The sequence below is a fragment of the Brevundimonas sp. AJA228-03 genome (assembly GCF_017795885.1).
Taxonomy (GTDB): Bacteria; Pseudomonadota; Alphaproteobacteria; order Caulobacterales; family Caulobacteraceae; genus Brevundimonas.
On sequence record NZ_CP059297.1, the window covers coordinates 2,550,649 to 2,564,018 of the forward strand.

The window sequence follows — 13,370 nt, forward strand, 5'->3', positions numbered from 1 at the left end:
AAGGCCGTCTAGCCGACGCGGGCCAGTTCAGGCTCCAGCACAACCTCGCGCCAGGCGTGCGGCGTCGCCAGCAGGGCGCGGACCAGCAGGTTGTTCACCGCATGCCCGGCCTTGTAGCCCTCGTAGCGGCCCAGCAGGGGCGCGCCCAGGACGTAGAGGTCGCCGATGGCGTCCAGCGCCTTGTGCCGCACGAACTCGCGTTCCATCCGCAGGCCGCCGGGGTTCAGGATCTCGTCGCCGTCGATGACGACCGCATTCTCGAGGCTGCCGCCGCGCGCCAGTCCGGCCTGACGCAGGGCCTCGACCTCATGCGCGAAGCCGAAGGTGCGGGCCGACATGATCTCTGTGCGGAAGGTCTCCTCGTCGACGACGAAATCGATGACCTGATGGCCGACGACCGCATTGTCGAAATCGATCTCGAACCGCATCTCGTAGCGGTCGCACGGCAGCAGGGCCGCGTGCTTGTCGCCGTCGGTGACGTGGATGGGCTCCAGAATCTCGATGTAGCGGACCGGGGCCTCCTGACGGCGGAACCCGGCGCGGTCCAGCAGCTGCACGAACGGCAGGGCCGAACCGTCGAGGATCGGCAGCTCGGGCCCATCGACCTCGACCATGACGTTGGAGATGCCGAGCGCGCAGAAGGCCGCCATCAGATGCTCGATCGTCGACAGGCACACGCCCGCCGCATTCTCGATCATGGTGTTCAGCCGGGCATCGACGACGGCGTCGCCCGAGACGACGATGCGGTTTTCGCGGTCCGTGATGTCGGTGCGGACGAAGACGATGCCGGTCCCGGTCGGGGCGGGACGGATGACCAGGCGCACGCGCTGACCCGTGTGCACGCCCACGCCGGCGCAGATCGCCGGGGCGACCAGGGTCCGTTCACGATGATCGTGGCGTGCGGGCAAGGCGTTCAACTCGATCGTCGACCTGCGCTGGTGTGCAGCGCAATATCCGAAGATCGATGCCTAGCCGTCTGTTCGGAAACCATAAACCAAAGTCGGGTTTCGGAATGTTACGGATGGTGGCGGAGGCAGCAGGCAGAAGGCAGTAGGCAGTAGGCAGTAGGCAGTAGGCAGTAGGCAGTAGGCAGTAGGCAGTAGGCAGTAGGCAGTCGAGTGATTGTCGCGACGTTCGCCGGCAAGACGAAAAAGGGGCGATCCGCCGGACCGCCCCTTTCCTACTGCCTACTGCCTGGTGCCCAATCCCTAGTTGGCCAGCCGCCTCAGAAACGAAGGAATCTCCAGATCGTCTTCCGTCTTCTGGGGCTCGGGCGCGGGCTGGGCTGTCGTGCGCAACTGGGGCTGGCCGCGCTGGGGGGTCTGCTGGACCGGCGCATAGGCGGACGGGGCGCGGGGCTTCTTGCCGAACAGGCTCCAGCCCGACTTCCGGTGATCGCGGTCGTCATAGCCTGGCTCGTCGTATTCACGCGGTGCCTGGGCGGCACCGTCCATATAGAGGTCGCCCTGATCCTGGGCGGCGGCGGTCGGACGGGTCGGAGCGGCCTCAAACTCTTCGACCCAGGGGTCGACGATGGGTTCGAGCGTTCGCGGCTCTTCGGCGGCGAGGATGACCGGCTCGGGCGCGCGGGCGACGGGCGGCGGGGCCTGGAAGGTCGGCACGACCGGCGCGGGCTCGGGTGCGCGATAGGCGGCCTCGCTGCGGACCGGCTCGCGATAGGCCGGCTCGCGGTAGGCGGGTTCCGGGGCACGGGCGGCCGGAGCCGGGGCGACAGGGGCTGTGCCGCGGGAATCGTGGAAGGCGGTCGGCCGCGGCGCGACGGGCTCTGCACGAATGCCACCGACCTCGTCCATGCCGGTGGCCACGACCGAGACGCGGATCTTGCCGTCCAGGGCCGGATCGAACGCCGCACCGAAGATCATGTTGGCGTCGCCGTCCACCTCGGCCGAGATGGCGTTGGCGGCCTCGTCGACTTCCAGCAGGGTCATGTCCAGACCGCCGGTGATGTTGACCAGCACGGCCTTGGCACCCTTCAGGCTGGTCTCGTCCAGCAGCGGGTTGGCGATGGCGTTCTGGGCCGCCAGCAGGGCGCGGTCGTCGCCCGAGGCCTCGCCCGTGCCCATCATCGCCTTGCCCATCTCGGACATGACGGCGCGGACGTCGGCAAAGTCCAGGTTGATCAGGCCGGGCAGGATCATCAGGTCGGTGATCGAACGGACGCCCGAGTGCAGCACCTGGTCGGCCATGCCGAAGGCGTCGGCGAAGGTCGTGCGCTCATTGGCGACGCGGAACAGGTTCTGGTTCGGAATGACGATCAGGGTGTCGACGTAGCGCTGCAGCTCGGCGATGCCCGCGTCGGCCAGGCGCATGCGGTGACGACCTTCGAAGGTGAAGGGCTTGGTCACGACGCCGACAGTCAGGATGCCCCGGTCGCGCGCGCATTTGGCGATGATGGGGGCCGCGCCCGTCCCGGTGCCGCCGCCCATTCCGGCGGTGATGAAGATCATGTGCGCGCCTTCCAGGTGCGCATGGATCTCGTCGGCGCTTTCCTCGGCGGCGTTCATGCCGACTTCGGGGTGGGCCCCGGCGCCGAGCCCTTGCGTGATGGTCTCGCCCAGCTGGATGCGGCGGTCGGTCTTGGCGAAGGACAGGTGCTGGGCGTCGGTGTTGGCCACCACGAACTCGACCCCCTCGAGGCCGGCGTCGATCATGTTGTTGACCGCGTTTCCGCCCGCGCCACCGACGCCGAACACGACGATCCGGGGCTTCAGTTCCGTGGCTTGCGGCCGCACCAGCGAGAGAGACATATCCAAACCGACCTTTTTTTCGACCCTGCTCCCCAAGGTTCCAATGCGAAGTCCCCGCAGATCCGCATTGGTTATGAGCGCGTTAAGGATCACCCAACGCCCTTAAGGGAAGGTTACCGAATACGGTGAGTCGGAGAGGATGGGCAGAAAACCAAAGCGCGGCCCGGGTAAATTTTCGTCGCGGGCCCCTTTGACGACGCGGACGGGCTGGAATCGGGCGTAGCGACGCAGGGGGTTGGTTCCACAGCCCCACGACAGAAAAGGGGCCGGACGATTGCTCGCCCGGCCCCGATGTCTGGAACCGACCTGAGGCGGAGCCGGCCTTAGAAGGTGTAGCTCAGCGACGCCGTCCAGCGGCGACCCAGGGTGTCGACGTAGACACCGTTGTACAGGCCGTTCTCGCCCAGCTCCTGCTGGTCGAACACGTTGTCGATCGCAACGCGGGCCGTGATGTCGTCCGTGATGTCGTAGCCCAGCGACAGGTTGTGCAGGGCATAGGAGTCGTAGCGGATGACGTTGAACTGCTCGAGCGTCGCCTGAGCGGTCGGGCCGCCGAACACGATGGCCGAGTCCTGGAAGTTCGTGGTCCAGCGCGCGCTGAGCGGGCCACGGTTGTACAGGAAGGTCATCTGCGTCTTCCAGGACGGGTTAGCCAGCGTGTTTTCGTTGGCCGTGATGTCCGTGGGCAGGAAGTCGCCGCTGGAGGACGTGGTGTACTCCATCAGGTAGTAGACGTTGGTCCGGAAGCTGAAGTCACCCAGATCGTAGTCGGTCGAGAAGACCTCCGACAGATCCATCGAATAGCTCAGGTTCGCGTTGATCGCCTTCACCCGCGTTCCGCCCAGGTTGAAGAAGGGCAGTTCGAAGCCGTTGGTGTAGTTGAACGTGTTGTCGCGACGGATGCCCGCGCAGCTGTTCACGCCGATTTCCGAGGTGTTGTCCGGATACTTCGGGCTGTCGTAGCAGAACGTCGCGGCACTGCCGGCCAGCAGCGGTCCCAGGGCGTCGGTGACCGTGATTTCCAGATAGTCCGCGGCGACGATCAGGTTCGGCACGAATGCAGGGCGCGCCACGAAGCCGAAGGTGAAGGAGTCACCCTTTTCCGGGACCAGGGTCTGGCGGCCGGAGATCACGCCGGTGAAGCTGGCACCGGTCGGAACATATCCGCCCGTGCCCGTGATGAAGGCCAGCGCCGACGCATCGTCCGTGATCGCGCGAAGCACGCCATCGGACCCGAGCAGCGAACCGCCGAACTGGGCGGCCACACGTCGGACTTCAGCGATACAGTTGGGGCGGCGCGTGGCGGGAGCCGAGGCAGACGCGATGTTGGCCGACGAGCAGACGTCGCCCGACGAGGTGAAGAATGCCTGGTTGCCCAGGAACAGTTCCACCATCGACGGATTGCGGACCGACTTGGAGATGTTCCCGCGGAGCAGCAGCTGATCATTGACTTCCCAGGTGCCGGCGATGGTGTAGATTTCCTCACGATCGCCGTCATAGCTCGGCGTCACCACTGTGCCGCTGAGGTTGCGGTAACGCTCGGCCTCACCTTCCTGTTCCGTGTAACGGATCGCGGGGTTCAGCTCGAGAGACTTGACGAACGGGATATTGAACCCTTCGCCGAGCAGCGGGATGCGCAGTTCCAGACCATACTCCGTGGTCGTCGTCTCTGCATTGGTGGTGGCCGAAGGTGCCGAACGCGTGCGGCCCAGGCCCGTGATCGACGACGGGAAGTAGCTCAGCTCTTCCTTGCGGTATTCGCCGGTGACGGCGAACTGCAGCGGGCCAGCCGGCAGGTCGAACACCGAGCCCGTCACCGTCGCCTGGGTGAAGTTCTGGGTCGACTCGTTGTCGAAGGTTTCCCGAACCGACACGAAGTCCTTGGCGGCTTGCGACGCACGGCCTTCGCCGAAGACGTTCAACGGCTGGCAGGCATCCACCATGGCCTGGGTGATCGTCGGGGCGAACAGCGATTGCGTGCGGATGCCGTCAGGTCCGATCGTGGAGATCGGTTGCTGGATCGAGCCCGGGATGTAGCCGGTCGTGTTATTTCCGCCGTAGCTGGCAAGGTAGCCGGCGAGGCCGTCGCGCTTGGCGCGGCAAACCACGTTGGAGCCGACCTGAACGGCATCGATCGCCATGGCATAGGCCACATCGTTGAGGGCGCTGAACTCGACGTGGGTCTTGGCCTGGCCGTAGGTGTGGGAAATATCGAAGCCGAAATCGCGACCCAGCAGGCTGAAGTCGCCGCTGATGCCGTTGACGCTGCGGAACGTCTCGTTGGTCGATTGCTGGGACAGGTCGTTGACCACGTCCTCGTTGTTCCGCGACAGGATGAAGTTGGTGGTGATCCCGGCGTTGGCCAGAGTCGTGCGGTTGGCGTCGGTCAGGAACGGATGATTGACATTGACGAGCAGGCCCGCGTTTTCCGGCGTGCTCGAGCTGGCCGAGTTGGCCAGGCCACCGGTCGAGATCGGGTTCCGGACCGTGACGTCCGAATACAGGTTCTCGGTGTAGAAACGCAGGCTGTCGGTGATCTGATAGTTGGCGATCACATTGGCGACGTAGCGTTCCTGCTTGACGCGCAGGACCGTGGCGTCGGTGCGGTTCTGACCGTCGCTGCCGGCCTGGGTCGTATTGGTGCCCGGAGCGCCCGGGTTGGTCGCCAGTTCGCCGGCCAGGTTGTAGGTTTCGATGTTGCCGTTGCGGTCGAACCGGATCGGAACCGCGCGACGGGGCAGGAGGGCCGAGTTACCGCTCGGGTTGGCGATGTCCGGCACGCCGGGGACGAAGGTGCCGATGAAGTCGTTGACGTTCGTCGACGGATTGGCCGCATAGTATTCGCGCGCGGTCGGGCGGTTGGCCTGAACAACCGCCAGAACCTGAGCCGTCGTATAGGTCGCCGGCAGGCCATAGCGGGCCCGCGCGGCGGTCACCTGGGCGGCCGTCAGGGACCCGGGCGCAAAGGCGCAGACGTCGGTCGCGGTTGTGATACAGGCACCGAACGGGGTGTTCGGGACCAGCTGCAGGGTGGTGAGGTTGGCAGTCGACCACGGGAAGGGCGAGATCTGCGCAAAGCCGGGGAACTTGAACGAATTGCCGGGCTGGAAGAAGGCCGTGCTGACCGGGATGGCCGCGCTGCCCGGGACGAAGCTGGCGATAACCGGATTTTCGGCGGTGCCGTTCGACTGGGTGACGTTGAAGATCAGGCCGCCCTTGGTCAGCGTCGTAGTGCGCAGGTTGGGGCGGAAGACGGAAGGCAGGATGCCATCGGCGACCGATGACAGGAACACGGTTGCGGTACCGCCGGGCACGAACAGCGGGTTGCGTTGCGCGCCGTTCAGCGGATTGCCGGTCAGGCCGGGGTTGTTGGCGCGGACTTCGCGGTCGATGGCGCGCAGGTCGTCGATGTAGGAGTATTCGCCCGACACGGCGAGGTTCAGGCGACCGTCCAGGAAGTTGTCACCCCAGACACCGTTGATCGAATAGCGGCCGGCGTCGCGGTTGTTGGAGGCCTCACCACCGATGATGGTGACCTCGGCACCTTCGTAATCGTCCCTCAGCACGTAGTTGACGACGCCGGACACCGCGTCCGCGCCGTAGGCGGCGGCACCACCGACGGTCAGGATGTCGACGCGGTCGATCAGGGCGACCGGAATCGTCGAGGCATCGACCTGCGAGCCCGTCTCGTTGCCGGCCACGAAGATGGTGGCCGAGTTGTTGGACACGAAGCGGCGGCCGTTGACCAGGGTCAGGGTGCGCGCGGTGCCGAGGTTCAGAAGGTCGATATAGGTGACTCCGAGCGAGGCCGTCTGGCCACCGTTGGTGCCGCCGAGGCTTGCCCCCGCGCCGACCAGCGGCACGTCGTTCAGGATGTCGCCGGCGTTGGTGAACAGACGCTCTTCGATGTCCTTCTCGCCGACCGACACGCCGGGGATGGTTCCGCTGGTTTCGGGACGGGCGATGCGCGAACCGGTGACAACGACCTCTTCGACTTCATCTTCGTCGTCCTGCGGCGCGGCCGGAGCGGTCTGGGCGAAGGATGGTGCGGCGATCGACAGGATGCCGGCCAGTACGGTCGTGCCAAAAAGATACTTGCGCTTGGAAATCATAAACATCGCCCCGTGGAGGAAAATTTGGCGACGCACCCCAGGGACGGAGTCGTCACAGATCGTCGCATTCCTAACAACATTCCGTCACGTCGCAACCATTGAGGCGGGCCTGCGGCAACGTGAACGCAGTTTTGTTACACTCGAGACACAGTCGCGTTACGCGCGAACGGCGCTCTACAGGTTATCCTTCAGCCAGCCTGCGGCACGGCGGATCAGATTGCCCTGGTGGACGCGAGGCGCGTCGGCGGCCGTGATCTGGCGGGACATCAGACGTCGCGCGGACACGGCCTCGCGCGGGCCATAGGCCGCACGAAGCAAGACTCCGGACGCCGAGCAGAAGGCGGGGCCGGACGCGGCATCCGCCAGATGAGGCGTACGCTGCGGACGGCCGAGGCGGACGGGCCGATCGAACACGCGCACGGCCAGTTCCCGCACGCCGTTCAGCTGGCTGGCACCGCCGGTCAGGACCAGGCCGGCCCCCGGATCCATACCGACGCCGGCGTTCCGCAACCGGTCGCGCAGCAGCTCCAGCGTTTCCTCCACGCGCGGGGCGATGACGGTCTTCAGCATGGCGCGGGGAACGATCACCGGTCCGGCGGACGCATCTTCCCCGCGCGGCGGCGCCTCCAGCATCTCGCGATCCTCATGGGCCCCAGCCATGGCCGAGCCGTGCAGGGTCTTCAGCCGCTCGGCCCCGCTCTTTGAGGTCGACAGGCCGCGGGCGATGTCGGCCGTCACATGGTCGCCGCCGACGTTCAGCGACTCGATATGCAGGAGCGAGCGCCCGCCCCAGACGGCGGCGGACGTCGATCCCCCGCCCATGTCGATGCAGACGCAGCCGAGGTCCATTTCGTCCTCTTCCAGCGCTGCAAGGGACGACACCACCGGTGCCGCCGCCACGCCCTGAAGATCCAGATGCGCCAGTTCCAGGCAGTGACTCAGCGAGGCGAACGCGCCCTCGGCCATCGACACCACCAGCAGGTCCAGCCCCAGCGAGCCGCCGCGCATCGACCGCGGATCGTGCACCCCCCTGGCCCCGTCCACCGACCAGGCGATGGGCAGGACATGGATCGGGCGGCGGTTGGGCAGGCGGATCTGCGCCAGAGCCATGCCGATGGCCCGGGCCAGGTCGGCGTCGCCCACGGGGTTGGCCCCCAGCGAGACGCGCGCCTGCACCCGGTGGCTGGACATCTGGCCGATGGCGGTGGTGACGATGACGCCGGAGACGGGCGCGCCCGCGGTGCGCTCGGCCCGCTCGACGGCATGGCCGATGGCCTGGGCCGCCTCGTCCATGTTGACGATGGCGCCGCCGCGCACGCCCTTGGACTGGACATGGCTGGCGCCCGCCACGCGGACGGTGCGGTCGGCGTGGCGGACGCCGTCGGGCTTCATGATGAAGCAGGCGACCTTGGACTGGCCCAGGTCCAACGCAGCCACGACGGGTACACGCGCCGCCGTCCGCCCCGCTTCGACCGAGGGATCACCCTTCCTGTTCGCCATGGCATGCCGCTCCCTGGGCTACTGTCGTCAAGCGCCCGGCCGCACCGCGACCTGGCCCTCCGTGCGCAGGTCGATGCGCGAAAATCCGAGTTCCAGCAGCCGGTCGCGCTGGTCCATCGCGTCCAGCTGGATCAGGGCGGCTTCCTGTTTCGTGGCGGGCAGCTGGATCAGACTACCGTCCTTCAGCCGCAGGTCCCAGCGCCGCTGGTCCACCCGCACCAGGGCATCGATCCGGCTCATCAGCCGCGGCCGTTCGGCCAGCAGCGGCAGGATCGCCCCGGCCGCCGCATCGGCCCCGGTGCCGACCACCAGCGGCAGGTTGGGATAGAGCCCGGCGTCCGCGCCCGGGATCGCCTTGCCTTCGCCGTCGATGACGAGCACCCGCCCGCCCGTCTGCCAGACGGCCAGCCGGTCGTGCTCGACCACATCGACGATCAGGGTGTCGGGCAGCAGGCGAACAATCCGCACCGACTTCACCCAGCCGACCCGTTCGACGCTGGCCTTCAACGCGTCGAGATCGAGCGTCGTGATCGGCTGTCCGGCCCGGACCGCCAGGGCCCGCCGGATCGCCGGCGTCGCCTCGGCCGACGCCCCGTTGATACGGACCCGGTTCAGCTTCAGCCCCATGCCGGTCGTGATGCCGTCGATGCCGTGGCTGAGCGACTGTCCGATCCGCTCGGCGCGCGCGCCGGTCGCCAGCACCAGAACGAGGACCGCCACACCGGCGCAGATCGAGAGCACCACCGCACGTGGTGTCAGGTCCAGCCGGCCCAGGGCCGCCATCTTGCCCGGCACGCCGCCCGCCGCATGCGGGGCGCGCCCACGGCCACGCCCCTGCCCTTTCGGCCCCGCGCTGCGTTTGGGAGCCGACGCGACATTCGCGCGCCGACCGCCGCGAACTACCGCGGGCATGAGGCGTCCTCCACCATCCACCGGACCAGATCCTGATACGACATCCCGCAATAGGCGGCCTGCTCTGGCACCAGAGAGGTCGGGGTCATGCCAGGCTGGGTATTGACCTCCAGCAAGACGAGCTCGTCCTTAACATCGTCATAACGAAAGTCGGATCGAGACACGCCCCGGCACCCCAGGGCGGAGTGCGCCAGCTCGGATTCCCGGATGGCGGCGTGGAAAACATGGGGTGGCAGGTCAGCCGGCAACTTGTGGACAGATCCACCCGGCGCGTATTTGGCCTCGTAATCATAGAAGCCCTTCACCGGGGTGATGTCGGTCACGGTCAGGGCGCGCGGCCCGCGTGCCTCGCCGATCACGGCGACCGCCAGTTCCTTGCCGGGGATATAGGGCTCGACCATGACCCGGTCGCCATAGGTCCAGTCGTCGGCCCCGACGTCCGTCTGAGGCCCGTTGGCCCCGGCCAGGACCAGATAGACGCCGACTGAAGACCCCTCGGCGTTCGGCTTGATGATGTAAGGCGGCTCGATGACGTGGCGACGGGCGACCTCGTGTCGATCGAACAGACCGCCGCCCGGCACCCTGACGCCCGACGCGCCCAGCACGGCCTTGGTCTTGTCCTTGTCCATCGTCAGGGCCGAGGCCAGGACGCCGGAGTGGGTATAGGGAATCTGCAGCGTCTCCAGGATGCCCTGGACGCAACCGTCCTCGCCCCATTCGCCGTGCAGGGCGTTCAGGACGACGTCGGGCTTCAGAGCGGCCAGCACCTGGGCCAGGTCGCGTCCGGCATCGACCCGGGTCACGCGCGCACCCTGGGCCTCCAGCGCATCGGCGCATCCCTTGCCCGACGACAGTGACACGTCCCGTTCCGAGGACAGTCCGCCCATCAGGACGGCGACGTGCAGCTCTGAAAGCGGGCGGGTCATGTGCGTTCTGCGCGGTTACAGGGGGCGGCCGATCCTCTTGATCTCCCATTCAAGGTTTACGCCGAGTTTACTTTGTACGTCGGCGCGGACGGTTTCTCCCAATCCCTCGATATCGGCGGCAGTCGCCTCGCCCGGATTGATCATGAAGTTGGAATGCAGGTCGCTGAACATCGCCCCGCCGCCGGTGACGGCGTTCAGCTTGCCGCGCCAGCCCGCCGCGTCGACCAGCTTCCATGAGGAATGGCCCGGCGGGTTCTTGAAGGTGGAGCCGCCGGTCTTCTCGCGGATCGGCTGGGTCGTCTCGCGCCGCTCCGTGATCCCGGCGATGCGGGCGGCAACGGCCTCCGGGTCGTCCGGCGTCCCGCGATAGACGGCCTCAATCCACAGGATGTCGGCCGGGGCCTGTGAGTGCCGATAGGTGTAGCCGAAGTCGGCCAGAGCATAATCCACCCGCTCGCCCGCCCGCGTCAGCCCCCAGGCCGAGACCAGAACGTCTTTCGTCTCCGCGCCATAGCAGCCGGCGTTCATCGTCAGGGCCCCGCCGATCGTGCCGGGGATGCCCGCATAGAACTCCAGCCCCGCCAGCCCGGCTTTTGCCGAGGCCCTGGCGACCATCGCGTCCAGCGCGCCCGCGCCGGCGGTGATGGTGTCGCCGTCGGTCGCGATGCCGGCGAAGGCCCGCCCGGCCAGCCGGATCACCACCCCCTCGACCCCGCCGTCGCGCACAATGACGTTCGACCCGACGCCCAGGATCGTCACCGGCACGGCCGGGTCCAGCGCCTTCAGGAAGTCGGCCAGATCGTCGGCGTCGGCGGGGAGGAACAGCACATCCGCCGCCCCTCCGACCCGGAACCAGGTGAAGGGGGCCAATGGCTCGTCGCTCATTAGCTTGCCGCGGACGGCAGGGAGGGTGTTACGCCAGGTCATATTCTAATCCGCTCATCCCCGCGAAAGCGGGGACCCAGTGCTTTGGATGACGGCTTTATGAGTGTCTCGCTCTGCTTGTCCAACGCAGCGTGTCACGCAAGAACTGGGTCCCCGCTTTCGCGGGGATGAGCGGGAGTTATGTGGCCAGCGCCTCCAGCTGCGCCGGTAGCGCATAGGCCCACGCCGTGATGTCGCCCGCTCCCAGCAGCACGACCACGTCCCCCGGCTTCGCCTCCTCGGCAATCACGCGGGGCAGCACGGCGGCATTCTCAAGCGCCGAAACCCGCAGGTGGCCATAGCGGCGGATGCCGTCGACCAGGGCCTGCTTGTCCACGCCCTCGATCGCCGCCTCTCCCGCCGCATAGACGTCGGCGACGATCACGCTGTCGGCGTCGGAGAAACTGGTCGAGAACTCGTCCATCAGGTCGCGCAGCCGGGTGAAGCGGTGCGGCTGGACCACGGCGATGACACGCCCCTCGGCCACCTGACGCGCGGCCTTCAGTACGGCCGCGATCTCGACCGGATGGTGGCCGTAGTCGTCGACGATCCGCACGCCGTTGACGACGCCGGTCGTCGTAAACCGCCGCTTCACCCCCGCGAACGAGGCCAGCCCGGCGCGGATCGCGTCGTCCGACACATCCAGCTCGCGCGCCACGGCGATGGCGGCCAGGGCGTTGGCCACATTGTGCCAGCCGGCCATCGGCAGGTGCAGATCGGGGATCCGCACAGGCTCCTCCAGCGCGGCGGCACCGCGTCCCTGGATCAGGACGTCGAACCGGGCTCCGTCCGGGGCCATCTCGACCTTGTCGGCCCGCACCATGGCCTGGGGGTTCATGCCATAGGTGACGATGCGCCGGTTATCGATCTGGGCCACCAGCCGCTGCACCTCCGGATGGTCCAGACAGACCGCAGCGAAGCCATAGAAGGGGATGTTCTCGACGAAATCGATGAAGGCCTTACGCACGGCGTCGAAGTCGCCGTAGTGATCCAGATGCTCCGGATCGATGTTGGTGACGATGGCGACCGTCGACTTCAACCGCAGGAAGCTGCCGTCGCTCTCGTCGGCCTCGACCACGATCCAGTCGCCGTCGCCCACTTTCGCGTTGGTGCCATAGGCATTGATGATGCCGCCGTTGACCACCGTGGGATCGAACCCGGCCGCGTCCAGGAGGGCCGCCACCATAGAGGTCGTCGTGGTCTTGCCGTGCGTGCCCCCCACCGCGATCGAGAACTGCAGCCGCATCAGCTCGGCCAGCATCTCGGCACGCCGCACCAAGGGGATGCGCCGCTCGCGCGCCACCATCATCTCCGGGTTGGTGGCCTTGACCGCCGTGGAATAGACGACCGCCGAAACGCCCTCGCCCACATGTGCGGCGTCGTGGCCGATGAAGATCCTGGCTCCCAGCCCCGCCAGCCGCTCGGTATTGGCCGAGGATTTCGCGTCCGACCCCTGAACCGAATAGCCGATCTTGAGCATGATCTCGGCAATGCCGCTCATGCCGATGCCGCCGATGCCGACGAAATGGACGGGACCGAGGTCGAACGGAACGGGGCGAAGGCGAGCGATCATCCCTGTGTCATAGCCATGACGATTTCGATTTGCACGAGCGACTGTTTCAGGTCTGCGATTTCGTCCGCCTTCTTTCGCTCTCGACGGGCGCGACCCTGATCGGGATAAGGGAACCGCGACCAGTGAATAGACGGATACAGACCATGCGCATCGCCGCCCTCGCCGTTGCCCTGACGGCCGCCAGCCTCTCTCCCGCCCATGCCCAGGACGCCCTCAAGGCGACGGGCGAGCTCCGGATCGCGGCCGTGGGCCAGACGCGGGTGGTCATGGTCCAGGGCGTCAGCGCCGATCCCTTCGTCTGGGAATGGAGTTTCCTCGATGAGGCGGTCGACTCCGAAGATGGAGCGATCGACACCGTGGCGACGAGCATCATCTATGATTGCGCCGCCCACACGCGTCGCGCCCTGGTGCTCGAGGCCTATCGAGACGGAGCCTTCGTCTCACAGACGCCCCTGTATGAAGAGCCCGCCCCGATCACGGCCGGCACTCTGGTGGACGGTGCCTGGCAGGTCATCTGCGAGCCGGAATCCAACTCCGACGGAGCCGTCTTTCCCGATCAGGTCGCGGCGCGTGCGGCGATGGACAACCGAAACGCGCCTGCGGTTACCCGGCCTTAACCAGGAGGACTCACGCTTCAGGCCTCAAGCTTTGCGGG

9 protein-coding genes are annotated in these 13,370 nt (G+C 67.0%); 1 reads left to right on the plus strand and 8 read right to left on the minus strand.

Features of this window, described 5'->3' with window-relative positions; translation table 11 throughout:
- Positions 1 to 8 precede the first annotated feature (8 nt).
- From lpxC to murC, 8 genes are all read right to left on the minus strand, one after another.
- Complete coding sequence (lpxC, locus tag HZ989_RS12815) at positions 9 to 908, minus strand: UDP-3-O-acyl-N-acetylglucosamine deacetylase (RefSeq protein WP_209321191.1); 900 nt, start codon at positions 906 to 908, stop codon at positions 9 to 11.
- Positions 909 to 1,208: 300 nt separating this feature from the next.
- Complete coding sequence (ftsZ, locus tag HZ989_RS12820; protein ID WP_209321192.1) at positions 1,209 to 2,768, minus strand: cell division protein FtsZ; 1,560 nt, start codon at positions 2,766 to 2,768, stop codon at positions 1,209 to 1,211.
- 323 nt (positions 2,769 to 3,091) lie between these two features.
- On the minus strand, positions 3,092 to 6,880 hold the full coding sequence (locus HZ989_RS12825) for a TonB-dependent receptor domain-containing protein (RefSeq protein WP_209321193.1): 3,789 nt from the start codon (positions 6,878 to 6,880) through the stop codon (positions 3,092 to 3,094).
- Positions 6,881 to 7,054: 174 nt separating this feature from the next.
- Complete coding sequence (gene ftsA, locus HZ989_RS12830; protein WP_209321194.1) at positions 7,055 to 8,380, minus strand: cell division protein FtsA; 1,326 nt, start codon at positions 8,378 to 8,380, stop codon at positions 7,055 to 7,057.
- A 27-nt stretch (positions 8,381 to 8,407) separates the two neighbouring features.
- Complete coding sequence (locus HZ989_RS12835; protein ID WP_209321195.1) at positions 8,408 to 9,292, minus strand: cell division protein FtsQ/DivIB; 885 nt, start codon at positions 9,290 to 9,292, stop codon at positions 8,408 to 8,410.
- Positions 9,280 to 10,218: a D-alanine--D-alanine ligase gene (locus HZ989_RS12840; RefSeq protein WP_209321196.1), complete on the minus strand. Its 939-nt coding sequence runs from the start codon at positions 10,216 to 10,218 to the stop codon at positions 9,280 to 9,282. The genes HZ989_RS12835 and HZ989_RS12840 overlap by 13 nt, the downstream gene beginning before the upstream one ends.
- A 15-nt stretch (positions 10,219 to 10,233) precedes the next feature.
- Positions 10,234 to 11,145 (minus strand): UDP-N-acetylmuramate dehydrogenase, encoded by a 912-nt coding sequence (murB, locus tag HZ989_RS12845; RefSeq protein ID WP_209321197.1) that lies wholly within the window; start codon positions 11,143 to 11,145, stop codon positions 10,234 to 10,236.
- Positions 11,146 to 11,281: 136 nt separating this feature from the next.
- A complete protein-coding gene (gene murC, locus HZ989_RS12850) occupies positions 11,282 to 12,715 on the minus strand; it encodes a UDP-N-acetylmuramate--L-alanine ligase (protein ID WP_209321198.1) in 1,434 nt (477 codons plus the stop codon).
- A gap of 143 nt (positions 12,716 to 12,858) precedes the next feature.
- On the opposite strand from murC, the gene HZ989_RS12855 reads away from it, so the two are divergent.
- Positions 12,859 to 13,332: a hypothetical protein gene (locus tag HZ989_RS12855; RefSeq protein ID WP_209321199.1), complete on the plus strand. Its 474-nt coding sequence runs from the start codon at positions 12,859 to 12,861 to the stop codon at positions 13,330 to 13,332.
- Positions 13,333 to 13,370 lie beyond the last annotated feature (38 nt).